Origin of the sequence: Pyxidicoccus caerfyrddinensis, assembly GCF_010894405.1 — a bacterium.
In the GTDB taxonomy this organism is placed as follows: domain Bacteria; phylum Myxococcota; class Myxococcia; order Myxococcales; family Myxococcaceae; genus Myxococcus; species Myxococcus caerfyrddinensis.
In genome coordinates, this window is sequence record NZ_JAAIYA010000024.1 from 170443 (window position 1) to 195885 (window position 25443).

22 protein-coding genes are annotated in these 25443 nt (G+C 69.4%); 8 read left to right on the forward strand and 14 right to left on the reverse strand.

The window, feature by feature from the left end; genetic code table 11:
* The first annotated feature begins 78 nt into the window (after positions 1 to 78).
* The 3 genes from G4D86_RS40815 to G4D86_RS40825 all read left to right on the forward strand — a co-directional run bounded on the left by G4D86_RS40815 (position 79) and on the right by G4D86_RS40825 (position 3688).
* Complete coding sequence (locus tag G4D86_RS40815; RefSeq protein ID WP_163999708.1) at positions 79 to 1029, forward strand: DUF2381 family protein; 951 nt, start codon at positions 79 to 81, stop codon at positions 1027 to 1029.
* Positions 1030 to 1238: 209 nt separating this feature from the next.
* Positions 1239 to 1589 carry a hypothetical protein gene (locus G4D86_RS40820; protein ID WP_240360760.1) on the forward strand — a complete coding sequence of 117 codons (351 nt, stop codon included), beginning with the start codon at positions 1239 to 1241 and terminating at the stop codon, positions 1587 to 1589.
* 188 nt (positions 1590 to 1777) lie between these two features.
* A complete protein-coding gene (locus G4D86_RS40825; protein WP_163999710.1) occupies positions 1778 to 3688 on the forward strand; it encodes an AAA family ATPase in 1911 nt (636 codons plus the stop codon).
* Between the two features lie 229 nt (positions 3689 to 3917).
* On the opposite strand, the gene G4D86_RS40830 is transcribed toward G4D86_RS40825, so the two are convergent.
* From G4D86_RS40830 to G4D86_RS40850, 5 genes are all read right to left on the reverse strand, one after another.
* Complete coding sequence (locus G4D86_RS40830) at positions 3918 to 4268, reverse strand: hypothetical protein (RefSeq protein WP_163999711.1); 351 nt, start codon at positions 4266 to 4268, stop codon at positions 3918 to 3920.
* 231 nt (positions 4269 to 4499) lie between these two features.
* Positions 4500 to 5054: a GNAT family N-acetyltransferase gene (locus G4D86_RS40835; protein WP_205520212.1), complete on the reverse strand. Its 555-nt coding sequence runs from the start codon at positions 5052 to 5054 to the stop codon at positions 4500 to 4502.
* A gap of 70 nt (positions 5055 to 5124) precedes the next feature.
* Entirely contained in the window at positions 5125 to 6003 is an 879-nt protein-coding gene (locus G4D86_RS40840) for a bestrophin family protein (RefSeq protein WP_163999713.1), read from the reverse strand.
* Between the two features lie 97 nt (positions 6004 to 6100).
* Entirely contained in the window at positions 6101 to 8308 is a 2208-nt protein-coding gene (locus G4D86_RS40845) for a hypothetical protein (RefSeq protein WP_240360761.1), read from the reverse strand.
* Positions 8309 to 8616: 308 nt separating this feature from the next.
* Positions 8617 to 9594: an alpha/beta hydrolase gene (locus G4D86_RS40850; RefSeq protein ID WP_163999714.1), complete on the reverse strand. Its 978-nt coding sequence runs from the start codon at positions 9592 to 9594 to the stop codon at positions 8617 to 8619.
* A gap of 70 nt (positions 9595 to 9664) precedes the next feature.
* On the opposite strand from G4D86_RS40850, the gene G4D86_RS40855 reads away from it, so the two are divergent.
* Positions 9665 to 10198 carry an FHA domain-containing protein gene (locus G4D86_RS40855; RefSeq protein ID WP_163999715.1) on the forward strand — a complete coding sequence of 178 codons (534 nt, stop codon included), beginning with the start codon at positions 9665 to 9667 and terminating at the stop codon, positions 10196 to 10198.
* Positions 10199 to 10389: 191 nt separating this feature from the next.
* On the forward strand, positions 10390 to 11586 hold the full coding sequence (locus G4D86_RS40860) for a metallophosphoesterase (protein ID WP_163999716.1): 1197 nt from the start codon (positions 10390 to 10392) through the stop codon (positions 11584 to 11586).
* Positions 11587 to 11987: 401 nt separating this feature from the next.
* On the opposite strand, the gene G4D86_RS40865 is transcribed toward G4D86_RS40860, so the two are convergent.
* The 6 genes from G4D86_RS40865 to G4D86_RS40890 are packed head-to-tail and all read right to left on the reverse strand — an operon-like array spanning position 11988 to position 16537.
* Positions 11988 to 12620, reverse strand: a complete 633-nt coding sequence (locus G4D86_RS40865; protein WP_163999750.1) for a class II aldolase/adducin family protein — start codon at positions 12618 to 12620, stop codon at positions 11988 to 11990.
* 29 nt (positions 12621 to 12649) lie between these two features.
* Complete coding sequence (mtnA, locus tag G4D86_RS40870) at positions 12650 to 13756, reverse strand: S-methyl-5-thioribose-1-phosphate isomerase (RefSeq protein WP_163999717.1); 1107 nt, start codon at positions 13754 to 13756, stop codon at positions 12650 to 12652.
* The gene (locus G4D86_RS40875) at positions 13753 to 14637 is read right to left on the reverse strand and encodes an S-methyl-5'-thioadenosine phosphorylase (RefSeq protein ID WP_163999718.1); all 885 of its coding nucleotides are present in this window, start codon (positions 14635 to 14637) and stop codon (positions 13753 to 13755) included. The genes mtnA and G4D86_RS40875 overlap by 4 nt, the downstream gene beginning before the upstream one ends.
* Before the next feature lie 24 nt (positions 14638 to 14661).
* Positions 14662 to 15357: an acireductone synthase gene (mtnC, locus tag G4D86_RS40880; RefSeq protein WP_163999719.1), complete on the reverse strand. Its 696-nt coding sequence runs from the start codon at positions 15355 to 15357 to the stop codon at positions 14662 to 14664.
* Positions 15354 to 15899: a 1,2-dihydroxy-3-keto-5-methylthiopentene dioxygenase gene (locus G4D86_RS40885; protein WP_163999720.1), complete on the reverse strand. Its 546-nt coding sequence runs from the start codon at positions 15897 to 15899 to the stop codon at positions 15354 to 15356. Before G4D86_RS40885 ends, mtnC begins: the two co-directional genes overlap by 4 nt.
* Positions 15896 to 16537 (reverse strand): methylthioribulose 1-phosphate dehydratase, encoded by a 642-nt coding sequence (locus tag G4D86_RS40890; RefSeq protein ID WP_163999721.1) that lies wholly within the window; start codon positions 16535 to 16537, stop codon positions 15896 to 15898. The genes G4D86_RS40885 and G4D86_RS40890 overlap by 4 nt, the downstream gene beginning before the upstream one ends.
* A 342-nt stretch (positions 16538 to 16879) precedes the next feature.
* On the opposite strand from G4D86_RS40890, the gene G4D86_RS40895 reads away from it, so the two are divergent.
* The gene (locus G4D86_RS40895; RefSeq protein ID WP_163999722.1) at positions 16880 to 18124 is read left to right on the forward strand and encodes an SGNH/GDSL hydrolase family protein; all 1245 of its coding nucleotides are present in this window, start codon (positions 16880 to 16882) and stop codon (positions 18122 to 18124) included.
* Positions 18125 to 18369: 245 nt separating this feature from the next.
* Positions 18370 to 18810 carry a CBS domain-containing protein gene (locus G4D86_RS40900; RefSeq protein WP_163999723.1) on the forward strand — a complete coding sequence of 147 codons (441 nt, stop codon included), beginning with the start codon at positions 18370 to 18372 and terminating at the stop codon, positions 18808 to 18810.
* A 49-nt stretch (positions 18811 to 18859) separates the two neighbouring features.
* Here the strand turns inward: G4D86_RS40900 and G4D86_RS40905 are convergent, their stop codons facing one another.
* Positions 18860 to 19669 (reverse strand): alpha/beta hydrolase, encoded by an 810-nt coding sequence (locus G4D86_RS40905; RefSeq protein ID WP_163999724.1) that lies wholly within the window; start codon positions 19667 to 19669, stop codon positions 18860 to 18862.
* Positions 19670 to 19796: 127 nt separating this feature from the next.
* On the opposite strand from G4D86_RS40905, the gene G4D86_RS40910 reads away from it, so the two are divergent.
* A complete protein-coding gene (locus G4D86_RS40910; protein ID WP_163999725.1) occupies positions 19797 to 21356 on the forward strand; it encodes a right-handed parallel beta-helix repeat-containing protein in 1560 nt (519 codons plus the stop codon).
* Between the two features lie 3 nt (positions 21357 to 21359).
* Here G4D86_RS40910 and G4D86_RS40915 read toward each other — a convergent pair whose 3' ends face one another.
* Positions 21360 to 22607: a DUF1501 domain-containing protein gene (locus G4D86_RS40915; RefSeq protein WP_163999726.1), complete on the reverse strand. Its 1248-nt coding sequence runs from the start codon at positions 22605 to 22607 to the stop codon at positions 21360 to 21362.
* Between the two features lie 171 nt (positions 22608 to 22778).
* Entirely contained in the window at positions 22779 to 24407 is a 1629-nt protein-coding gene (locus G4D86_RS40920; RefSeq protein ID WP_163999727.1) for a DUF1800 domain-containing protein, read from the reverse strand.
* Between the last annotated feature and the right edge of the window lie 1036 nt (positions 24408 to 25443).

Sequence of the window (25443 nt, forward strand, 5' to 3'; positions counted from 1 at the left end):
ACGCGACCGCGACACCGAAGGCAGAGCGACCATCCTCTTGCCTCGATGGGCAGATGACCTGCTAGGTTCTCAAGCACCATGGTTACCTCACAAGCCACCTGGGTGGTGAAGGCCGCAATGGGCTTTCTCCTGCTGTCCATTCCAGCCGGGGCCCAGGGCATGGAGTGGAAGTCCTTCGCCGACTTGCCGAAGCCGCGGAACCTCTTCGTGGCGAAGGACGCGAAGTCCCCGGTGCCCGAGATTCTCGTCGCCGGGGGTGTGGCAACCACGCTCCGATTCGAGTCGGAGTGCGACCCGCTCCGGACGAGGCTACTGGGCTGGGAAGGCCGCTTCGAGCCGCTGCTCGTAGGAGGCCGCTCCGTGCTCATCGTCCCGCTTCGCGGTTTGGCGGACGGCGAGCGCTTCCTGCTTCAAGTGACGCTGGCGGACGGAACATCCCTCCCCTTCACCGTGACCTCCAGCGAGCACCTCGTGGACGGACAGGTCAACGTCTACCCCGACCCGGAGTCACCGGAAGCCGTGCGCAAGGCGCTGGCGGAGAAGCGGAAGGAGAATGAAGCACTCGCCGCCGAGAACCAGCGCCAGCGCGAGGAGCAGACCTCGGTCGACCACGCTCTGGCCGCGCTGCTCGCCAACGGTCAGCTCCGAATGACTCCGTTCAGGGAGCATGAGACGTGGAAGCTCAACGAGGACGGAGTCGTTCTGGAGGTTTCAATCCTCGGCACCAAGGCCAAGGAGCCGATGCAGAAGGCAGCCGTTGTCTTCAAGGTCACGAACAAGAGCTCGGCAGAGCCCTGGGAGTTGCAGGAAGCACGGCTCATGACTGCCGAGACCTTCAAGCAACCTCCCTTCGCACTCCGGATGGCTCCCGCATCCATCGCCCCAGGAGCCACCGGCCGAGTGGCCATCGTCACCGACCTGGCGTCGTTCGGCCCGGATACGAACGACCCTCGCCTCATCCTGGAGCTCTTCCGAACCGATGGACGCAGACAGGCCCAGCTCGCGTTCACTCCTCCGAACTGGCGCTGACCGCCCTCGCCGCTGCAATGTCGTCGTGCGCCTTGGCGAACAGGCTCGCGACAAGTAAGTGCCGCACCATGTGCTCGACAAAAGCCACCGCCCTCACAGCTCTCGTCGCCGCCGCACTCTTGGGCTTCGGCTGCACGGGTTCCGGCGTCTCACTGCGCGCGGATGGGAGCCCGGGGCCGGAGGACTGCCCGAAGAAGGCCCTGGAGGCGATGAGAATCCTGCAGCTGCGGCCTGGAGACAGCTCCAGGGCGGAGATCGACGCCAATCAGAGCAGACAGGAGCCGCTGACGGTTTATGAGGGCCCCGTCGAGAGCTTCCTGACCGCGGAGCTCGGCTTCTTCGTCGCGGGGACGCGGCTCTATGGGCGCATCTGGACCCGAGGGCCCAACGTGGTCATCCGGTACTACGAGGCGCGTCCCTTGGAAGGGGAGACCGTCCCCATCTGCGCCGTGGCCCGCCTGAGCTATGGCGGTCTTCGGAAGCAATCGAGCCCCTCGCCGGGAATCGCCGTCCTCGAGTTCTCCAACACGCCCATCTACATCGTGGACTCATTCCGCTGAGCAGCAGCTCAGGCAGGAGCTTCCTCTCGAAGGCTCTACCCGCCCAACGAACCAACGGGCCGATTCACGCATCACGGTCCCGCCTGCTGGGGCCCTATTCGACCGCTGCTCAGCTCCACAAGGGCGGGGCCTGGTGATTGGAAAGCGAGAGGAGAAGCCGTGTAGGCTGCCGCCACTGACTCCTCCCCATGTTCACTGACTTCATCTTTCCCGAATCGCTGGCCAACTCTGTTGGATTGAACGAGGCCGAAGCTCGCAACTGCAAGTCGCTGGTGGTGCTGGCTGGGCCCAATGGCGCGGGTAAGTCGCGCTATCTCAAGCTCGTACCGACGGTCGTAGAACGATTTCTTTCGCTTCCATCCCGGCTTGAAGCCCAGGAGCGCGAGCACAAGAACTTCGAAGAACTGCTGAAGGCTGGGCTATCAGATGACACCCGCTCCGACTACGAGCAGAAACTCGTTAAGCTCGCGCGCGCGATTGCCACGCTTCGGGCCATCAAAAAGACCGTGAAGTGGGTTGGGCAGAGCCCAAGCACCGTGAAGACCATTCCTCTCCGCTACAGGCTCGCCGAGACGTCGTTCAGTGGGGGTGAGAGCTTCATGAGCGCACGCCCACACAATCCTCACGGGGTCCCCCCGGAATCGGTGGAGAAGCAGGCGCTGGCGGGTACCGAGGAGGGATTTGACGGCGCAGCCACAAGTGTTCCCGCCTACTTCCATGAAGTTGCACGCGCGATTTACGACTCCGAGCATCCTCGCCAGCGGGAGTCCACATTACTCGCGAAGCGACTGGAGGACGCGCACGCCTTCAACCTGTTACTGGAAAAGTTTTTTGGAGCAGGGGTCGAGCTCGGCCTGGACAAGAGCGGCAGGCCCCTTGCGTACTTTCGGGGGCGCCCCTTCAAACCACAGGAACTCTCCGAGGGAGAGCAGATCCTCATCATCTGGACGATCCTGCTGCACCGCCAGAAGGAACGCCTTCGGGGGGCCGTAGTCACCATCGATGAGCCCGAGAACCACCTCCATCCGGATGCCTGCATCCGTGCGCTTGACGCGCTGAGGTCGGACGACATCCTCGGCCCCGATGGCCAGATCTGGCTGGCCACCCACTCCGTTCCCCTGATCGCCTACGCCGGACTCGACTCCGTCTATCTAGTGGATCACGGCAACATCGAGTACGCGGGAAACAAGATTGAGAAAGTCATCGACCGGTTGATGGGTGGCGATGGGGGACGTACCCGTCTGCGCACCCTGCTCGCGGACGCGGACGACCTGGCCTTCGAGACCTTTGCAGCGCAGTGCCTCCTTCCACCCACCGTGGCGGCTCCGCGCGAGGACGACCCGCAGCAGAAGCAGATGGCCCAGGCAGCCCGCGAAATCGGTGCCGGCAAGGAAGACGTTTACATCCTGGACTACGCCGCAGGCCGGGGGCGACTGGCTGTGTCACTCCGAGAGGAGGGGCTCAAGCAGGGGAGGAAGTTCACGTACTTTGCGTTTCAGGACGAGGGCTACACCACCGCGGACGAACAGCGTGACTGTCTGGCACACATCCAGGAACTCGGGCAGCCCCAGCCCGCCGAGTCCTACCTCGTCCACCGGCTCGACCGTCTCTGCGTGCCTGGAAAGCCCCCCATGGATCTCGTGGTGATGAGCAACGTGCTCCATGAGCTTCCCGTACGGAAGTGGTTGGAGTGTTTCAGGCAGATACACGAGGTCCTCGCTGCCGACGGTCAGCTCGTCATACTTGAGGACCAACTCCTCCCAGTGGGTGAACTCCCTCACGCGAACGGCTACCTCGTATTAGACGACGTCGCCTTGATGTCGTTGTTCAACTCCGACAAGGCCATCCAGTTCCAATCGACCGCCAGAGGCGACCGCCTCACGGCTTACGGTATCCCCAGGAGCTACCTGCTCCAGGCGACGACGGAATCCATCGTGAACGCGCTGAAGAAGGTGCGGAACATGGCGAAGCAGCAACTGCTCCTCCTTCGCAAGGACAGCCCGGGCGAGCGCTCTTTCCAGTCAGGACGCCGCCATGCCCACTACGCCCTGCTCCACACCAATGCCCAGCTCGCCCTTGACGAATATGGGGCAGCGTAGCCAATCCCGTATTCGGCGCGAACTGTGACTGATGGGGTCCGGCACGAGCACGACCGCGCGGAGGCGGTGGGCGAATCGGCGAGAGGCTGACAGGCGCAGTCACCCACTTCGAGGCTGAAGCAGTCCCTCATCCGAATCAGATGACTCCGAATGCATATCGAGCCCGGCCCCGGCTCTCCCTGAGGCCGGGCTCCACCTTCGCGAGCTTCACGCGCAACTGCGGAGACAGCTACCCGCAGATGTCGTCAATCAGCGACAAGCAGGCACTGACGAACTGCTGAAGCGTGCACTGGCCGTTCTGGGTACAGACGGCATCTCCGGTGCCCGGCTCCGAGCACCACTGGAGCGTCACCCAGCAGCCCTGGGCATTGACGGTCCGCTCTCCGTCGATGTCCTGGGCGCTCGCCAGGCTCTCGCCCGTGGCATCCCGAATCGTCACGAGGCTGCCGTCCGCACGGGTGGCGACGTAGCGGGGCCCCTGCGTGGCCTCCGCTTCCGCCGGCTGCGCATCCTCCGGACCGCAACCCGCGAGCAACCCCAGCGCCAGCCCCGCCGCCACGACCAACGATAGCGTCTTCATGTTGTTCTCCTGGGTGATGGAGTCCACCGGCCGGACTCCGCCGCCTATGTGCAGCCTTTCGCGGCCCCTTCGCTATCGTGGAGAACCGTCTCGTGGATTGTGGCTATGAGGATGTGTAGTCAGTTGTTACAGCATCTCAGTATCGATATAGCCACACGGGTCTGTCGCCGCCAGCGCTGAAACCTTCCGAGACATGCGGACGCGCCACGGTGGATTACGCGACAGTTGGGTTCAGCGCTTCGCCCACTCCCGCCCAAGCAGCGCGTACAGGAACTCATCGCCCCAGGCGCCCTTGAAGAAGATGTTCTCCAGGAAGTGCCCCTCGCGGCGCATCCCCACGCGCTCCAGCACGGTGGCGGCGGCGGTGTTCTTCGCGTCCGTCACCGCCATGACCCGGTGCAGGTTCAGCGTACCGAACACGTAGCCCAGCAGCGCCCTCACCGCCTCCGTGCCCAGTCCCCGCCCCTGATGCTCCCGCGACAGCGTGAAGCCAATCTCGCCCAGCCGTGTGTCGTACTCATCCGTCCGCAGCGCGCAGTCGCCAATCAGCGCGTCCGTGTTCTTCAGCGCAATCGCGAACTGGAACCAGCCGGGCTCACCGGGCTGGCGCCCTTGCATCGACTCGATGAGCTTCCGTCCCCGCTCGGCGTCGTAGTCACTCCAGCTCTGATACCGCGCCACCTCGGGGTCGCTCCGGTAGGCCACCAGCGCGTCCAGGTCCTCCGCGCGCAGCCGCCGCAACACGAGCCTCGGGGTCTCCACTGTTTCGAACTCCGGTACCGCCATGGTCATTTCTCCTCGGCGACGCGGACGCGATGCGGCTCCAGCTTCCTGACACCTGCGGACAGGTGAAGCCTCAGAGGATTTCCTCGACGTGCCGGCGGATGTTGGCGCTGATGCGGTCTGTCGGCAGGTCGTTGGCATCCGTGCCGAACGGGTTCTCGATTTCCTCCGCGATGAGCTCCATCGAGGCGAGCACGTAGAACGTGAAGGCCACCGCCGGGATGACGAAGTAGCCCAGGCTGAAGGCCAGGCCGAACGGCAGCGTCATCACGAAGAAGAAGATGAACTTCTTCAGGAACACCGAGTACGAGAACGGAACCGGCGTGCTGAGGATGCGCTCACACGCTCCACAGACATCCGTGAACGACTGGAGCTCCGCGTTCACCGACAGCAGCTGCTCCCCCGTCAGCACGCCCTGCCTCTGCAGCGCGTAGGTCTTCTGGACGAGCACGGAAGCCAACTGGTTCGGCACGTGCCTCGCCGGGTCCAACTGCTGGAGCTCGAAGCCGCCCGCCGCCACCAGTTCCTCCGGACGGTGTTGCCCCTGGAGGTGGTTCTTCAGCGCGAAGGCGTAGTTGGGAATCATCGCCCGGAACAGCCGCCGGCTCTCCACATCCTCCGCGGGCAGCAGGGCATGCAGCTTCAGGGCGAAGTTCCGGCTGCTGTTGACCAGCGAGCCCCACAGCTTCCGTCCCTCCCACCACCGGTCGTAGGCGCTGTTGGAGCGGAAGGCGAGGAGCAGGGAGAGGACGAACCCCAGCAGGCTGTGCAGCACGGAGATGTTCTTCACGCGGCTGTCGTCCGGCAGCTTCCAGACCGCCTGCTCCAGCCACGCCACCAGCGCCGAATACACGCTGATGGCGACAATCATCGGGAACAGCTTCCGGACGGTGTCCGCCTGGTGGAACCGGAAGATGAAGGTGAACCAGTCCTTGGGATTGTAATCAATCATGGCTGTGCGGGTCCTGCGTATAGCAAGGACCCGCGAGCCCGGGTGACGCCGCGCGCCCGTGACATCCGGCACGCGACGTCAGCCCCCTACCCCGCCCTCAGTTCCCGCCCCGGCAGATGCCGGAGCACGTGACCTCCACCTGCCCGTCCGGCCGCAGGAAGCGGTCCACCTGCTCGCGGCCCTCGTCGTCCCGGCGGACGCCCTCGTGCACGGCGTTGTCCTGCGCCGGCAGGTTGGCCTCCGTCCCCGGCAGTGGCGCGGGCAGCCCGAAGTCGAACTGCACCAGCCCGGAGCCATCAATCGCCCCTTCCTGCGCGAGCAACTGGGGCACGCGCCATGTCGCGGGGAGTTGCTGTGTCAGTCCCATGGCCCGCGCGTGCAGCTCCGTCGCCACATTGGGCACCGAAGCGTCTCCCAGGCCATACTGCGCCAGCACCCGGCGCGACGCCGGTGCTCCCGGGTACAGGTCTGTCAGGACGTGCGGCGCGTACGTAATCGGGTCGATGCGGTCGAAGCCCGTCTGCGTCAGCGCCGCGAACTTCTGCTGGTCCAGCGCGTCCGGCACCGTCTGGGCGATGGTGTTGAGGAAGGGGCTGAAGGGCCTCGCCCGGAACATCATCAGCGAGAAGTCCGCCCCGCCCACGCTCAGCACCGCCCGCGAGACATGCGGCGAGAGCGCCACGTACGTGCCGCCCAGGATGTGTCCCTGGCTGATGCCGTAGAAGTACGTCTGCTCCGGGTCATAGACGAGCACGCCCTTGTCCTGCAGCTCCGCCACGTCCTTGAGCGTGGTGCGCGCCGCGTAGGTGACGGCGAGCTGGTTGGCCATGCCCTGGTGCACGCGGTCGGTGAAGCGCAGCGTCTGGGTGGGATTGCTGCCCATCGCCTGCAGCACGCCCGGGGCGTCCACGTTGGACATGCCCCACCAGTCCACCGTCAGCACCACAGTCTGCGTCGCCTGGATGAACGGCCGCACGAACGAGCCATCCGCCTCCGACTGGCTCCCGAAGAAGCCGTGTCCGTACTGGATGAAGCGCACCGGAGCCACGCCCTGTCCCCAGACGCTCCGGGGAATCTGCAGCGTGAAGGGCACCGCTGCCTCACCGTTGCGCCGCACGCGGCCCTCCGAGTCCCGCGTCAGCAGCGCTCCAGGCTGGGTGCTCTCCAGGAAGAGGGGCACGCGAAGCGTTCCCTTGATGCGGCGGGCGACATTCGCGTCCACGTCGTCCTTCACCTCCGTCACCGTGACGGCGGGCGGAGTGGCCTCCAGCGCCTCCATCGCCAGGCGCCGCACGTCGAGCATGTCGCGGGTGACGTTCTCCTCCGACTCGGTGGTGAAGTCCCACGCGAGCTGCAGCTCCGCGCGAGGCACGCCCGCGGCCGTCAGTGCCGGGAAGATGTCCTCCTCGTACCGCGCGGCCATCGGTGCCAGGAGCGGGTCTCCCGCCGTCTGCGCATCACGGATGCGGCGGAAGCCCTCGGGCACGGGCACCAAGGTGCCGTCCTTCGCCTTGAGCCCGCGCAGCGCGACGATGTAGCGAGCCCCGTTCCGCAGCCGCACCAGCGGCCTCACGAACAGCGCGCGGCGGGCGTCGCTCGACGCGCGCGGGTCCAGCTCCGCGAAGTGGAGCACGCCCTCGCCCCGCTCCGCGTCGAGCAGCACCGTGCTCCCCGTGGTCGCCGCCGTGGGGCTGGTCAGCGACGCGAGGTTCGTGGCGTCCACGCCGCCCGGGAAGAGCGCGAGCACCTGCGTGCCATGGGACCAGCCGTCCGCCGGGTGGAGGTCCGTGAAGTCGAACGAGCCGCCATCCGTCATCTTCAGCTTCGCCGCCTCGGTGAGCCGCACGCGGTGGCCCGAGGGCAGCGTCGCGTCCTCCGCGAGGAAGTAGTCGGAGGGGAACGGCAGGAGGCAGTCGTGCTCCGCCGCAATCGGGTTGCAGCCCTGCGTCACCTCCAGCGGCGGCAACTGCGTGCCCGCGTCGTCACCCGCGTCAACCGTGCCCGAGTCCTCCCCGGACGTGCCCGCATCGTCGCCCGCGTCAGCGGTGCCCGAGTCTTCCCCGGACGTGCCCGCATCGTCACCCGCGTCAACCGTGCCCGAGTCCTCCCCGGACGTGCCCGCATCGTCACCCGCGTCGGCGGTGCCCGAGTCCTCCCCGGACGAGCCCGCGTCGTGGCCCGCGTCCCGCACCTGGGGCCCTGCGTCCTGCTGGGGCACCTCATCCGGGTCGTCCGAGCACGCGGGCACCACCAGCAGCATCGCCACCAGCGCCAGCGCGCTGTACTTCCGCCTCTGCTCACTCATGTTGTCGCTCGCTCCTGTGTCAGCACGGCGGCGGGCGCACCTGAAGCCTCCCCCCGGACACAGGACCTCGTGACACCCACCCGGCCCCCGGGGCCTCGCGACGCTCCGACAGGCCCCAATTCACCCCGCGCACGGCTGGGGCGCCCACTTCGGAGACACTCGCGTGACACGGATGTAACCGGACGCACCCAGCGAGGGGAAGCACCCGCGAGGCCCACGCTCGCGACGCGTCGCGCCACACGGTGACACCCGCCACCCGTGCTCCCATGAACGGGCCACCGGCGTCCCGCCAGATGCAGCGGCGGCCCTCACCGTGGAGCCTGCTCCGAGCGCTCGAGCAGGAAGTCGTGCATCGCCTGGCGCAGCTGCGACACGCCGGGCTCCTCCACCGGGAAGTGGCCGGCGTTCTCCAGCATCACCCGCCGCTTCGGCACGCGCAGGCGGTCGAAGAATGGCGCGGACACGGAGACCTGCGTCCACCGGTCCGCGGCCGGGTGTGCCATCAGCACGGGGCACACGTCGAAGGACTCGGGCGGAACCAGGGGCTCGGACTCGAGGAACGTGCGCAGGAACCGCCCGGGCATCCACGTGCCTCCCGACAACGGGTCCCTGGCGATGGCGCGCGACAGCTCGGCGGAGTTGGCGATGGCGAGCATGTTGCCCGCCAGCCGCATGGGCACCGGCAGCGGGTCCGTGAGGAAGGGCAGCGCCGTGAGCATCGGCCCCGAGAGCCCCGCCATCCACGGCCAGCGCACCATGCCCCGGCGCACCACCGGGTCTCTCGGCGCCAGGAAGCACGTCCCCACCAGTCCGGAGGGGATGCGGGTGCGCGCCGTCACGTCGTACGCGAGCATGCCGCCCATGCTCGCGCCAAACATGACGAGCGGGCGCCGCGAGCGGCCGGCCTCCGTCTCCACCACGGCGGACAGGGTGTCCCGCCAGTCCTCGTAGACGAGCGCGCGCTTGTGCTCCACCCGCGTCAGCCCATAGCCCGGCAGGTCCGGGGCGACGACTTCGTACCCGAGCCCGGCGAGCATCGCCCCGAAGGGCGAGAGCAGCCGTCCGTTGCCTCCACCGCCATGCACCAGCACCACCGTGGCGGGTGCATCCGGCCTGCGCCAGCAGTCCAGGTGGACGCGGAAGGCGCCCACGTCGAGCCACGCCTCCTCCGGCATGGGGGCCTGGGCCTCGCCGAGCCGCAGGGCCGGAGGCAGCAGCGCCTGGATGTGGCGCCAGCCCGTCTCATGGGTCGCATACGTCGGCAGGGGCGTTGGAGTCCGGGACATGACGACTTCCTTACGGCCCGCTCGCCATGAGGGGCAAGAACCACGGGCCCCGGGGTAACGTCACCCCACCATGCCGTCCGTGAAGCAACTTCGCCCGTTCGCCCTGGCAACGCTGGAGGCCTTTCTCGAAGCCTCCGGCCCGGTGGTCCTCGTCCAGCAGCCCCCCGAGCCCGTCTTCCAGCAGGTGGCCATGCGGCTGGGGGAGGCCCGCACCGTGGGCATGGCCCACCGCACCCGGCTGGTGGACCGGCTCCTGGTCATGCTGCGCGGCTTCGACGCCCTGGAGGTGCACTTCCTCCGGCCCGAGTCCGACGGCCAGTCCTTCACCGTGGGCCGCATCGAGGGCTGCACGCTCGTGGTGCCGGACCCGTCGGTGTCCAAGCACCATGCGACGCTGCGCTGGCACACGGAGGCCCATGACTGCTCCATCCGTGACGCGGGCTCCATGAATGGCACCTGGGTCAACGCCCAGTCCCTGGGGCCCGAGCAGGAGCGCATGCTCAACGACGGCGACGCGCTGTCCTTCGGCGACGCGCAGTTCCTCTACCTCCGCACGGAGACGCTGCACGCACACCTGCGCATGGCGTCCCCCGGCCGTGGGTGAGGACTGGGGAATGCGCCCCTCCCCCGGCGTGTAGGGCAGGCCCACGGCCAGGCGAGGGCCCGGTCCTCCGACTGGCCACGGCCGCCTTCCGCCCGTTCACGGCTCCGGCGGTCCCACTCACTGCATTCGTACGGCAGCGCCCGCCCGGCCCCGCTATGACTGGCCCCTTCAACCGCAAGGGAGCGTCGTAGATGGTCAGGCTGCTGCTGTTCCTCGGGGTCAACGTGGCCGCCTGGGCCGTGCTGCGCTCGCTCTGGCCCGGACTGCTGCGGAGGTGGCGGCTGGGCGTCTTCGTCGCGGGGACGGTCCTGTCTCTCACCATCCTGGCCTTCCCGATGCTGGCGGGCCACCAGGCCGAGCTGCCCGTGGGCAATGCCCTCTTCCGAGTCCTCGCGGCGGGGTGGACGCTCACCGCCATCATGGTGGTCCTCTTCGGCACGCCCGTCGTACTGGTGCGCGCGTGGGTGGAGCGCCGGAGCGTCAGACGCGCCGCCTCCCCGAGCGCTCCCGCGCAGGGGGTGAACCTGAGCCGTCGCAGCCTGCTGACGAACGTGGGCCGCGCGGTGCCGGTGCTGGCGGCGACGACGAGCTCGGCGGGGCTCGCCAGCGGCGTGTCCGGCTTCACGGTGCGCCCGGTGGAGGTGCGGCTGCCCGGACTGCCCAAGGCGCTGGACGGCTTCCGCATCGGCCAGATTACCGACGTCCACGTGGGCACCTTCATCGACACCGAGTACCTGCACGCAGCGGTGCAGGCGATGAACGACGCGCAGGTGGACCTCCAGGTGATGACGGGCGACCTCATCGACGACCTGGACCAGCTCGACGGCACCATGGCCGCGCTGTCCGCGTGCAAGGCCCGCCACGGCATGCTGGCGGTGCTCGGCAACCACGAGCACTGGCGGGGGCTGGGCCCCATCCGCAGCGCCTATGCCGACCTGGAGGCGCGTGGCGGCCCGGTGCGCCTGCTGGTGGACGAATCCCACGGCTTCGAGCACGAGGGCCAGCGCGTGCGCGTGGTGGGCGTGGACTACCCCATGTCCCGGGGCAGCCGCACCCACAGCGTGAAGACCGAGCTCATGAAGCAATCCGCGGAGCAGTCCTTCCGCGACGCCTCGGCGGAGGAGGTGCTGCTGTGCCTCTCGCACCACCCGGACTTCTTCCCGCACGCGGCGGAGCGTGGCGCACGGCTCACGCTCTCCGGGCACACGCACGGCGGACAGGTGGCCTTCCTCGGCGTGCCGGCCTTCTGGTTCGCCTTCAAGTACATGCTCGGCCGCTACCGGCACGGCGACCACCAGCTCTACGTGTCCGGCGGCACGGGACACTGGATGCCCTTCCGCCTGGGCGTGCCCACCGAGGTGACGATTCTCACCTTGCGAGCGGCCTGACTCGCGGCGCGAGAAGACACCGCACCGCCCCCCTTCCGGGCAGCCGGCTCAGGTGGAATGAACGTTCCTTCCGCTCCCCCCCGGCAGCCGGCCGGCTCAGGTGGAATGAACGTTCCTTCCACGTCCCTCTCGCGGACGGCCAGCTCATGGAATGAACGTTCCTTCCACGTCCCTCTCGCGGGCGGACGGCTCGTGGAATGAACGTTCCTTCCGCGTCCCTCTCGCGGGCGGACGGCTCGTGGAATGAACGTTCCTTCCGCGCTCCGCCCGGTAGCCGGTCGGCTCAGGTGGAATGAACGTTCCTTCCACATCCCCCTCGCGGGCGGCTGGCTCGTGGAATGAACGTTCCTTCCACCGCCATCGGCCGCCGGGGCGGGCCCGGGCAGCCCCTGCCGTGAGCCCTACCGCTGCTCGTCGCCGGGGCCGGGCTGCTGCCCGTACGTCTTGAACTTGTCGATGACGCGCTCCATCTCCGCGCCGTCGAGGAGCACGGGCTCGCCCACCTGGAGCGCGCGCCAGTACATGGCCGCGAGCGTCTCCACCTCCACCGCCAGCTTGAACGCGCCCGGCAAATCCTTCCCCAGCGCGAGCATGCCGTGGTTGGCCAGCAGGCACGCCTTGCGCCCCTCCAGCGCGTCCAGCGCGCTGCGAGCCAGCTCCGGAGTACCGAAGGTGGCATAGGGCGCGCACCGCACGTCCGAGCCCCCCGCCGCCGAAATCATGTAGTGGAAGGCAGGGATGCCCCGGCGCAGGCACGCCAGGGTGGTGCAGAACATGGAGTGCGCGTGCAGCACCGCCCCCGCTTCCGGCCGCGCGGCCAGCAGGTCGCGGTGCAACTGCCACTCCGACGAAGGCCGGCGCCGTCCCTCGTGGCTCCCGTCGAAGCGCATGAGGACCAGGTCCTCCGGGACCAGCGCGTCGTACTCCATGCCGGTGGGGGTGAGCAGGAAGCCGCCCTCCACCCGGACGCTCAGGTTGCCGGAGGTGCCCTGGTTGAGCCCCGCCGTGTTCATCTTCCGGGCGGTGGCAATCATCGCCTCGCGCAGCGCCCGGTGCTCCACGCTCACGCCGCCTTCCCCCGCCGCTCCGGGAAGAGGGACAAAAGGCCCTCCTCGGTGGCCGGGCACACGCCGCGCTCCGTGACGAGCCCCGTCACCAGCCGCGCGGGCGTCACGTCGAAGGCGTAGTTGGCCGAGGGGCTGCCATCGGGCGTAATCCGCACCGTGGCGATTTCCCCCGAGCGCAGGCGCCCGGTGACGTCGCTGAGCTCCGTGCCGTCACGCTGTTCGATGGGGATTTCCTTCACCCCGTCCTTCAGCGTCCAGTCGATGGTGGGCGACGGCAGCGCCACGTAGAAGGGCACGCCATTGTCCTTCGCGGCGAGCGCCTTGAGGTACGTGCCAATCTTGTTCGCCACGTCCCCGTGCGAGGTGGTGCGGTCGGTGCCGACGATGCACAGGTCCACCTCGCCGTGCTGCATGAGGTGGCCGCCCACGTTGTCGGCGATGACGGTGTGCGGGACGCCGTGCTGTCCCAACTCCCACGCCGTCAGCACCGCGCCCTGGTTGCGAGGGCGCGTCTCGTCCACCCAGATGTGCACGGGCAGGCCCGCGTCGTGCGCCAGGTACATGGGCGCCAGCGCCGTGCCCCAGTCCACCGTGGCCAGCCAGCCCGCGTTGCAGTGCGTGAGGACGTTGAGCCGCCCCTTGCGGCCCTTCTTCTCCCACGCCGCCTCGAAGAGCTTCAGCGCGTGCTCGCCGATGGAGCGGTTGATGGCCACATCCTCGTCGCAGATTTCGCCCGCGCGGCGAAGCGCGGCGGCCACACGCTGGCCCGGAGGCAGCGGGGCCAGGGCGCGGCGCATCTCATCCAGCGCCCAGTGCAGATTGACGGCGGTGGGCCGCGTGCCGCGCAGCACCGTGAGGGCCTTCTCCAGCGCGCCGTCGGAAGCGTCCGCGCGAAGGGCCAGCCACACGCCATACGCCGCGGTGGCGCCAATGAGCGGGGCGCCGCGCACCAGCATGCTGCGGATGGCGTGCGCCGCCTCGTCGAGCGTGGACAGACGCACCGTGACGAAGGCGTGCGGCAGGCGCGTCTGGTCGATGACACCGGCGGCCTGGCCGTCGGGCTCGACCCAGATGGAGCGCATCGGCTTGCCGTGGACCTTCATTTGCGGAGCACCCGGCCGGCCACGGCGGACAGCTTCTCCAGCAGCGCCGGGTCTCTCGCTTCCGGCGAGGTGATGAGCGCGTGGTCCAGCGCGTTCTGGCAGCCCTTGTTGCACGGGCCCGTGTGCGCGCCGAGCAGCGGCACCACGTTCTTCACCAGCCCGCGCGCCTTGCCGGCGTTGCCCAGCAGCACGGCGATGACCTGGTCCACGGTGACGGCGTCATGGTCCGGGTGCCAGCAGTCGAAGTCGGTGACCATGGCCACCGTCGCGTAGCAAATCTCCGACTCACGGGCGAGCTTGGCCTCCGGCATGTTGGTCATGCCGATGACGTCGCAGCCCCAGCTCCGGTACATGCGGCTCTCCGCGAGCGAGGAGAACTGCGGCCCCTCCATGACGAGGTACGTGCCGCCGCGCTTCACGTTGACGCCCAGGCCCTCGCACGCGGCCACCAGCGCGTCACCCAGGCGCCCGCATACGGGCTTCGCCATGGACACGTGGGCCACCATGCCGGTGGTGAAGAAGGACTTCTCGCGCGCGAAGGTGCGGTCGATGAACTGGTCCGTCACCACGAAGGTGCCGGGGGGCAAATCCTCGCGCAGGCTGCCCACGGCGGACAGCGAGAGCAAATCGGTGACGCCGCTGCGCTTGAGCGCGTCGATGTTCGCCCGGTAGTTGATTTCGCTGGGCGACACGCGGTGGCCCCGGCCGTGGCGCGGGAGGAAGACGACGCGGACCCCGTCGAGCGTGCCGAAGCACAGCTCGTCGGAGGGCTCGCCGAAGGGCGACGACACCTTCTTCCAGGTGACGTCCTTCAGACCGTCAATCTGGTACAGGCCGCTGCCGCCGAGGATGCCGATGACGGGCGTGGTGGGGGTGGACATGGTGGGGACTCCCGGCTCGGGGGTTTAGAGGGCGGACGGGTCCAGCGTGGCGAAACCGTGAAACGTGGGGTGGCCATGCCCGGCGGGGATGACGGCTTCCCCCCGGTCCAGACAGGCCGTGCGCAGGCCGGCCGAGCGAGCGGCATCCAGCTCCGCGACGCTGTCCGACAGGAAGAGCACCTCGCCGGAAGGCAGGCCGACCTCCGCGACGATGCGCGCGTACGAGGGGCTCTCCACCTTCGGCCCGGTGGTGGTGTCGAAGTAGCCGGAGAACAGCGGCGTCAAATCCCCCCGGGCCGTGTGGCCGAAGATGAGCTTCTGCGCCGCGATGGAGCCCGACGAGTAGACGTACAGGCGAAAGCCCCGCCCGTGCCAGGCGCGCAGGCCGTCCACGGCGTCGGGGTAGACATGGCCCTGCAACTCGCCGCTCTTGTAGCCGCGCTCCCAGATGAGGCCCTGGAGCGACTTGAGGGGCGTGGCCTTCTTGTCCTCGTCAATCCACTGGCGCAGCAGCGCCACGGTGTCCGCGTCGGACAGGCCCGGGGTGCCCGCGAGCGAGCGCGCGCCGTCCAGGCACTCGCGCACCTGGGGCTCGTGGGCGTGAGCGGTGACGAAGGCCTCCAGGTTGCGCTTCGCGAAGGGGAACAGCACGTCCTTCACGAAGGAGATGGAGCTGGTGGTGCCCTCGATGTCGGTGATGATTGCGCGAACGCCGCTCATGTCTCGTAGCGGGGGAAGCCGTCGGCGATGGCGTCACCGGTGAAGTGGCCCACCCAGCCGTCCGGACGGATGAAGAAGCGGATGGCGGCGAACTCGGGGCGGGGGCCCATGTCGAACCAGTGGCGCATGCCCTCGGGCACGCTGATGAGGTCTCCGCGCGTGCAGACAATCTGGAACACCTTGCCCTGGGTGCGCAGGTAGAAGCAGCCGCTGCCCTCCACCATGATGCGGGACTCGTCCTCGGTGTGGGTGTGCTCGGAGAGGAACTTCTGGCGGGCCTGCGCGGCGTTGGGGGCGTCCGGCTTGATTCGCGCGACGTCCACGGTGTTGAAACCGTGCTTCGCCTTCTCCGCATCCACCACGTGCTTGTACGCGGCGAGCACCTCGTCCTGCCCGGCGCCGTCGGGCAGGGGGATGGAGGCGTCCACGCGCTCGAAGCGCACGCCAACGGCGTTCAATTCGCGGCGGATGTCGGCGGCTTCGGTGTACGTGCCCACGGGGGACTCGGGGTGGGCATCGGGGTAGATGGTCAGCTGGCTCATCGTCGCACCTTCATCGTTTCGAGCTCGTACTGCAGCAGGTGTTCCAGGGCCACCGTGTGGCGGCGGGCCTCCGCCATGGAGCGGCCCCAGGTGTAGAGGCCGTGGCCGGCGATGAGGTAGGCCACGCACTCCGGGCGTCTGGCCAGGGTCTCCGACGCGCGCGCGGCGAGCCGGGGCACGTCCTGGTCATTGGGGAAGATGGGGATGGAGACCGTCGTCTCGTGGGTGCGGGTGTCGCCCAGGGCCTTGAGCAGCTCGTAGTCGCTCAGGGGCAACTCGCCCTCGGCCTTGCGCAGGTTGGACAGCAGCGCGGAGACCATGGAGTGCGTGTGCAGCACGGCCTGCACGTGCGGGCGGTCTCGGTAGAGATGCAGGTGCAGGTGCGTCTCCGCGGAGGAGCCGGGCGGAGGCGGGGCGTGGATGTCCAGGGCCCAGATGTCGGCCTCGGTCAGCTCACCCTTGTCCACGCCCGAGCGAGTGACGGCGGCGGTGCGGGCGTCCAGGCGGCGCGAGAAGTTGCCGCTGGTGGCGGGGACGAAGTTACGGACGCTGAGGAAGCGGCCCACCTCGACGATTTCCCGCGCGGCATCCGCCAGCGCGGTGGAGGTGGGGGTGGAAGCGACTACCGGGGCACTCATCCGTACTCTCTTGGGGGCTCCCCGGAAGACGGGAGCGGGGGGAGGTTCCGAGGAGCCGAAGCGTAAGGGCCGCCCCTCTCCCGCGCAAGCGAGGCCACGGGGGGAGCCGGCCTCGTGGGCGCGGTCACTCCCCACCGGGCAACCGAGTGGGTAGCGGCTACACTGCGCGTGGGTGGGCTCTCGGGACCTGCTCTCGCGGGCGCAGCGTGCCGCTGGGACGTCTTCAACTTCGCGTTCCACGTCCACCAGGATGTCGAACGGGCCCACGAAATTCGCGGCGCGCGGGTGTATCCCGCTCGCGGCCCGTCGCCACTCTGAAGTACGCAGGGGGTGGTGAGCCTCATGGCAAGACCGCGTCATCCCCGGCGCACGTTCCTCGTCGCGCTGGCTGTCTGCTTCGCGGTGCTCGCCGCGTGCAAGCCGCGCGGTGACACACCGGCGGGGCCGCGTGCGACGCGCGTGCTCTTCATCGGCAACAGCTACACGTACTACAACAACCTGCCCCGGGTGCTGGAGGCCCTGGCCGCCTCCGCGTCCCCGCCCCTCCAGCTGGAGACGCGCGCGGTGGTGGCGGGAGGCGCGCGGCTGAAGACCCACTGGGACGACGAAGCCGCGTTGGAGGCGCTCCGCGAGGGCGGCTGGGACTACGTCATCCTCCAGGAGCAGAGCACGCTGGGCGGGCTGCTGGTGGACGGGCGGCTCGACATCAATGACCCCGAGCGCGTCTTCTTCCCCTACGCGCGGAAGTTCCACGCGGAGGCGGAGAAGCGTGGCGCGCGGACCGTCCTCTCGCTCACGTGGTCTCGCCGTCGGGCCCCGGAGGCCCAGGCCCTGCTGAACCACGCGTTCCTCTCGCTGGGCCGCGAGCTGAAGGCCACCGTCGTCCCCATGGGGCCCGCGTGGCTGACGGTGCGCGAGCAACATCCCGACCTCGGCCTCTACCTCGCGGATGGGAGCCACCCCACCCCCGCCGGCACCTACCTGGCGGCGTGCACGCTGTACGCGGCGCTGTTCGGACGCTCCCCGGAGGGACTGACCTCCATCGTGCACGGAGTCCCCACGCCTGACGGAGAGCCACGCGGAAGCGAGACCACCCTCGTGTCGCTTCCCGAGCCCACCGCGAGGCTGCTGCAGCAGACCGCCTGGAGGAGTGTCGAAGCGCTGAAGGCCCGGGTCGACGCCGTCGAGCCGCTTCCTCCGCGCACGCTGCCATCGCTCCCGGCGGGCGCGGGCGGGCGCTGGGACACGCTCCCCGGCGTCTGGAAGGGCGAGCTGCGCTTCTACTCCGAGGAGGCGGGCCAGTCCCCCGCGACGATGCGGCTGGAGCTGTCGCCCGACGGGGAGCGGTACAACGGCGTGCTGCGCATCACCTTCGCGGACGGACGCGGCGAGGGCCCCTTCGACGTGCGAGCGGAGCGCTCCCCGAACGGAACGCTGCGCTTCACCGCCCCCTTCAGCGGGAACGACCCGGGCGAGGTGCGCTACGAGGCCGTGATGTCCGGCGATGGAAGACTGGTGGGCACGGCGGCGCAGGAGGACGGCAGGTCGCTTGACCGGATGCTCGGCTCATGGCGGCTGTCGCGCTGAGCCGGGTGCACGGCGAGGCCTCCTTCCGAGCGGAGTCCAGACCGTGCGTCAGCGCCCCGGAAGGCGCCTTCACGCCCGGCCGGGCGCCCGTCGTATGAGCTCCCGGCTCGCCCAGGCATCCGAGCGGGCCACCGCGTCCGTGAGCGCCGGGTCGCCCGGGCGGCGGACCCCTGGGACGGCCTCTGCCGTCTTCACGCGGGCGCCCCACCTTGAATGGGCAAACCCCTCACTTCCGGAGAAGGCCCATGAAGGTCGAAGAGGTCATGACCGAGAACCCGGTCACCTGCATGCCGGACACGAGCATCCAGCAGGCGGCCCGCTGGATGGTCGATGGAGATTGCGGCGCCCTGCCCGTCATCGACATCGACAACAAGCCGCTGGGCGTCATCACCGACAGGGACATCACCTGCCGCATCGTCGCGCAGGGGAAGGACCCCTACTCCCTGCACGTGGACGACGCGATGACGCACTCCACGGCCACCGTGTACAGGGATACGGACCTGGAGGACTGCCGCGACCTGATGGAGGAGAACCAGGTCCGCCGGATGATTGTCATCGACGACGACGGCACCGTCTGCGGCATGGTGTCCCAGGCGGACCTCGCCCAGCACATGCAGGCCGAGGACACCGCCGAGCTGGTGCGCGAGGTCTCCTCGCACACGCGCACGCCGTCGATGATTCACTGAAGCCCGGGCTCGCGGGAGGACCCGGGCCCCCGCGAGCCGGCCGTGCCGCTCACGGGCCGCCGAGCGCGAAGGCGGCCATGCGGTCCACGCGCGCCGGGCCGGAGCGCTCCAGGACGTCGTTGTGCCCGGCTCCCGCGACTGTCTCCACCGTGGCGTGCGGGAAACGCGTCCCGAGCGTGCGCCCCATGGCCACCGGGATGAGCGTGTCCTCTTCGCCGTGGATGATGAGCACCGGCAGCTTCAGCTCGGGCGCCTTGGAGAAGGTGTCGAAGCGGTCCCTCACCAGCAGCCGGGTGGGCAGGAAGGGGAAGCTCAGGCCCGCCATGGCCGGGATGGAGGTGTAGGGCGACACGAGCATCACCCGCGAGCCGTATCCCCGCCGCGCCATCTCCACCGCCACGCCGGTGCCGAGGCTTCGGCCGCTGAGCACCGTGCGCTCCGGCGGCACGCCCTGGGCCCGCAGCCAGGCGAGCGCCGCGTCCGCCGCGGCGTAGATGCCGTCCTCGGTGGGGCTGCCGGGCGAGGCGCCATAGCCGGGGTACTCGACGGCGAGGAAGCCCAGGCCCCACGTGTGCATCCTGGCGCCGAGGTCCAGCTGGTCCAGGAGCTGCTCGCCGTTGCCATGGAAGTGCACCACCGTCGGCGCCCCGGGAGGCGCGGGCAGATGGTACGTGTCCACGTAGAGGTCGCCGCTCAGTGGCAGCCGGCCGAACCCCTGGCTCTTCGGGAGGTCGATGGCTGCCCGGGGCGCGGGGAAGAGCATGGGGCGCTGGAGCGCGAAGGCGGCCACGCACAGCACCACGTAGAGAGTCGCGAAGACGGAGAGCAGGAGGGTGAGCATGCGGCGGAGCCGGAGCATGAAGGCCCCAGTCTGCCTCATCCAGGCCCGTGCGTGCGGGGCCCTCCCGCATCCGCCTCCGGAAGTCCTCGCGTAGCCGCTTTGGTGGCCCGGCCATCGAAGTCCCCATGCACCGGAGGTCTCACCCATGTCGCATTCCACGTTCCACCCCGCGGGCCTCGTCGTCGCGGCCCTCGCGTTGCTCTTCCTCCTGCCAGACACCGCGCGCGCGCAGCAGAGCTGTGACGCGCTCACCCCCAGCGGCGGAGACGACGCGCCCACGCTCAATGCCTGTCTGGCGAACACCGGGCGCGCCACGCTGGGCGAGGGTGTCTTCCGCCTGTCACGCCCCCTCGTCTTCCCCCGCGCTCCGGGCGTGCGGCTCTCGGGCGCGGGCGCGTCGACGGTCCTCAGGCCCACGTACACCTGCGGCCAGAGCTCGCCCTTCGTGCTGTCCGGGCAATACCAGCCCATCATCACCGTGACGCGCGCGCCGGGCGCGGTGCTGCGCGACTTCCGCCTCAACCTGCAGGAGCTTCGCCGAGACTGCGGCCACAAGGGCGCCTACGCCATCATGGTCGACAAATCGGACGACGTGCAGGTGCTCAACCTGCGCCTCCGGGGCTCGCAGTTCGGCGCGCCCGACTACACCAGCGGCTGGGCCAACGGCGGCGGCCTCCAGTTCACCAACTCCGCGCGAGGCCTCATCCGGGGCAATGACATCCGCGACGTCGGCTTCACCGCGGACCCTGGCACCGCCTCGGCGGGGAAGAACGGAATCGCCATCGAGAACTCGGCAAGCACGCGCATCGATAGCAACGTCGTCGAGCGCGTCTCCTTCCAGGTCTCCGTCTCCAACTTCAGCCCGGCCTTCGGCTTCACGGGGGACTCCAGCGGGACCAGCGTGACGGGCAACACGCTGGTGGGGGCGGCCAACATCAACTGCCCGGACTGCTCACCGGGACGCGCCATCAAGCTCCAGGCGTGCGGCCGCACGGACGTGCAGGACGAGTTGCCGCTGCGCAACCTCGTGGTCCGCAACAATGACGCCCGCGACTTCGGCGGGGCCAATGGCCAGCAGGGTGGCTCCGGACTGGACCTGGTGTGTGGCGTCCAGTACGGCACCTTCGAGAACAACCGCCTCATCGGCGCCGGCACCGCCGAGTTCGCCGGCCAGGTGCGCAGCTCCTTCCAGTCGCTCGTCAACCCGAGCCACCACAACACGCTGAACTTCAACACCTTCACCTCGGGCCGGGGCAGGCCGGGCTGCGATGGCTCGTGCGTGGATGTGAACTTCAACGTGGACGCGCCGGACCAGATTGGCCTGCGCCGGGGTGTCGCGGGCACCAATGTCGCGAACAGCTTCCGCCCCGGGAGCAGCAGCTGCGGCGACTACAGCCACGCCTTCTTCAACTACCCGGCAGGCCAGGTCTTCGTGAACCGGGGGCAGAACCTGCTGCTCGCCGCCGCGGGCATGCGGCCGGGCAGCTCCACCGTCTTCCGCTTCAAGCGACAAGACGGCTCCCAGGTGGCGGCCTTCACGTCCCAGTCCGCCAACGGCAACTGCGTGGTGAACGAGCAACTCTTCGGCATCAACGCCGCGCAGTTCGCTCCGGGCCGCTACAACCTCTTCGCCGAGTACTCCGACGGCAGCAGCAATGGCGTCTTCATCTCCAATGACCCCATCGGCACCGTCGACGTGCGGTGAGCCCTACGCCGCGAACAGCCCCAGCGGCGGGGGCGGAGTGAAGCCTGGGAACACCTTCGCCAGGTCCACTCCAGGGCGGCACGCGCGCAGCGCCTCCGCGAGCGGCGCGCGCACGTCCGTCCACGAGGGCACGTCGCGCCCGTCCTGCAGGTGCTCCGGTGCCAGCGAGTCGAAGCGGCCGTACACCTTCCCGCCCCGCACGCCGCCGCCGAGCACCAGCATGGCGCTGCCCACGCCATGGTCCGTGCCCCGGCTGCCGTTCTCCCGCACCGTGCGGCCGAACTCCGTGAGCACCACCACGGTCACCTGCTCCAGCTTCGGCCCCAGGTCCGCCGCGAAGGCCGACAGCGCACCCGCCAATTCCTGGCACCGGTTGGCGAAGACGCCCGCCGCCGCGCCCTGCGCCGCGTGCGTGTCCCAGCCGCCCATCTCCGTGGCGGCGACCTCCACCCCCACGTCGCCCCGGAGGAGCCTCGCGATGTCTCGCAGCCGCTGCCCCAGCGGGCCTTTGGGGTACTCCACCGTCGAGGCCGGAGCCAGCCGTGACAGGCGCTCCTCGTCCAGCCGCGACAGCGCCTCGAAGGCGCCCTGCCCCGTGGTGCGCAGGGCTTCATCCACGGCGCCAGCGTAGAGCGCGCTGAAGCCACTGGCGGCCTCCTCGCCGCGCCTGCCTCCGCGGAGCCGGAACTCCTCCAGGCGTCCCATGGCCAGCGCGCCCGAGCTCCCGAACAGCGCCCGGGGCAGCGTGGGCTGGAGAGCCACCGCGCGCAGCGCGGCGCTTGTCTCCTCATCCTCCAGCGCGCGGTTGAGCCAACCGTCCGGAGTGGACTTGCGCCCTGGCGTGCCCGACTCCACGAAGTCCTGCGCATCGAAGTGCGAGCGCACCGGCTCCGGCAGCCCCACCCCGTGCAGCACCGCCAGTCGCCCTTCGCGCCACAGCGGGAGCAGGGGCTCCAGCTTCGGGTGCAGGCCGAAGCGCCCGTCCAGTTTCAGCGCGGCATCCGGGCCGCTGCCCGGCGACTTCAGCGCCAGCGAGGGGCGCGCACGGTGGTACGCCGCGTCCTCCACCGGTGGCACCAGGGACAGGCCGTCCACGCCACCGCGCAGGAAGACCGTCACCAGCGCACGGCGAGCGGGCACGTTCGCACTGGCGGCCAGCGCGCGGCCCAGGAAGCCCGGAGCGAGCACGAGGCCCGCGCCCGAGACTCCCAGGGAGCGCAGCAGGTGGCGGCGAGAGAGCAAGGAGCTCATGGGTTCGTGACCTCTGGCACACGGAGCAAGAGCCCGGCGAAGGGGCGAAAGGGGCGTCGCGCGCTCATTCTTCTGGAGCTCCGTCGAGCCGAGCAGCAGCCAGGAGAAGTCGCGCGCTCATTGTTTCTGGAGCTCCGGCGAGCCGAGCAGCAACCAGGAGAAGTCGCGGGCTCATTGCTTCTGGAACTCCGGCGAGCCGAGCAGCAGCCCGGCGATGAGAGGAACGTCCACCGGGCCCGGCTCGCCCTCGGCGCTGGCGGCCTCGGCCCGCTTCGACAGCGCGGCGAGGATGGTGGCCCGCGTCTCCGCCGAGGGCGGCGCTCCCAGCAGCGAGTGGCCGAGCGCATCGACGGTGTCTTCCGCCGTGCGGGCGGCCGGCGTCGTGGCCAGTTGCGCCAGCGCCACGCGAGTCCCCGGCAGCCTCCCGGAGACCAGCTCCAGGCTGAAGTTGAGCCGGGCCACCAACGCGCCGCTGTTCACCCAGGGCGCGGCGACTTCCGGGAAGCCCGTGGGCGCGGGCGCGCGGTAGAGCGGCTCGCCCATCCGGGCCAGGGACTGCACGAGCCTCGGCCGCACCGTCACCTCCGCCCCCGTGGCCCGCAGCGCCGACACCACGAACTCGAAGGGCGTCTTCACCTTGGCCCCTCGCGCCTCGTGCGCCCAGAACTCCGGCGACTGGAAGAGCGCGCGGTACACCGTGCGCAAATCTCCATCCGAGTCGAGGAACGCCTTCGCCACCCGCTCCACCAGCGCGGGCGGTGGCGTGTCCGAGACGAACCGCCGCGCCAGCTTCGTCGCGAGGTGCCGCGCGGTGGCGGGGTGACGCGCAAGCAAATCCAACACCTGCTCGCCGTCCTCCAGGTTTCCTCCCGAGGCAATGCGCTGCCCGAGCACACGCTTCTCGTCCGGGTCATGCGCCCTGCGGCGGAAGATGAACTCAGGCTCGCGACGCGGCCGGCGGATGCTCCAGCCGGTGAAGCAGCGCGCCACCTCGCGGACGTCCTGCTGCGTGTAGCCGCCGTCCACGCCCAGCGTGTGCAGCTCGAGCAGCTCGCGCGCGTAGTTCTCATTGAGGCCGGGCCGGGGATCCTCCTCTTCGTCCGGCTCGTCCCCGGGCATGTCCGCGTTCGCCACCGCGGACTGCGCATCCCGGCGCAGGAGCCTCGGCATGCCGTCGCGGGTGCTCCGCCAGTTGTCCAGGTAGAAGAGCATCGCCGGGTGACGGGCCGTCGCTCCGAGCAAGTCTCGGAAGCGGCCGAAGACATGCGGGCGGATGGCGTCGCGCTCGTAGGACGTCACCATCCACCGCGCCGCACCCTTCTCCGCCGACACGTTGAAGTGGTTGAACCAGAAGTCCACCAGCACCTCTTCGAGCTGGCCCGGGCTCTCCACCGCGCGCAGCACCTTGGCGGCGGACAGGTCGTAGACGATGAGCGCGGGACGCTGCAGCTCGCGCCCGTCCAGCAGCGCCTGCTCCCGCTGCTTCTTCGGCGGGAAGTCACGCGCGAGGTCGGCCATCGACATCGTCAGCGTGGGGAGCGCTTGCAGCTTCGCCTCCAGCTCCGGCGACGGCTTTGAGCCCGAGCGGGCCAACTGCGCCTCCACCCAGCCCTCCACGCCCAGCCGCCGCACCTCGCTCATCTCCCTGGCGGAAGGTCCGAAGGCTAGGCGGCGGAGGACGTGCACCGCACGCGCCTCGTCGAAGGGGGGCGGTCCGGAGGGAGATACGACTGGCGGGTGGGAACTGCTCGCACACGAGAGCAGGGCGGCCACCATGGGCCAGAGGGGCAGAAGACGCATGGCAGAGGATTCAACCCGGGAGGCGACCAGAAGTTACGCCGCGCCTCCCGAAAAGCCGGCTCATTCAGGACGCGGGAAGAAAATGGCACACGTCCGTCCAGGCCCGTGCTGGCGAGGCGCCCGCCATAGCCCGACCATGGTCGAAGGAAGGGTTCGCCCAGGTTCGCCAATCGCCATCCAGGCTGAGCGCTTTGCTCAGGTCTCGGTGGACTCGAATGGCGCGTAGGACTGTTGCTGGCCATTCCCACGGCACGAAGCCGGGGTTGGCGTGCGCGTTGGCGGCACCGAGGGTTCGGGCCGGGTGCTCCAGGAAGAGGAGTACCGCCCTCGAGGTAGACGACGGAGCACTCCGCCGACGTCCGTGGTTCTGGCCGTGCGACGCCACGCGAAGTACCGCTCCCACGAAGCCTGTTGGAATCGTCCACCGGCACCCGCGGCTCTTGCTGCTCGGCACCAGGAGAGATGCCGCCATGGCGTGGCTCGTCGGAGTCGTCCTCCGTCGTCGGTGACTCTCGCCGAGCGACACCAGGAGAGATGCCACCGTCACGTGGCTCGTCGGAGTCGTCCTCCGTCGTCGGAGACTCTCGCTGAGCGGCACCAGGAGGAGTGCCGCCCCCGTGGGAGCCGCCTGAGTCCTCCGGCTTCGCCAGCGCGCGCCAGAGCGCCTCGGCCGACTCGCGGAGCTCCTCGCGGTACACCTCCTCATTTCTCTCCGTCAGCACGCGCACCCACTCCGCCAGCGTGCCCCACACCAGGGCTTCGCCCACCCGGGCGCAGCCGCGCACCAGCGCCCCGTCCTGCTCTCCCTTCAGGAGCACTTCGCGCACCAGCGCCCGCGCCGCACTGCCGGGCGCCGGCTGCCCTTCGACGTCCGGATGCCGATGTAGGAAAGCGAAGGCGAAAGGGCCGGGCAGCCCCAGCGCCCAGTTCGTCAGCGCATCCCAGAAGGTGAAGAAGGCCTCGCGGAAGGTGACGCCGTCCGCGCCGTGCTTGCAGAAGAAGGCCCAGTCCACCTCCCGGCAGAAGGTGTCCTCGT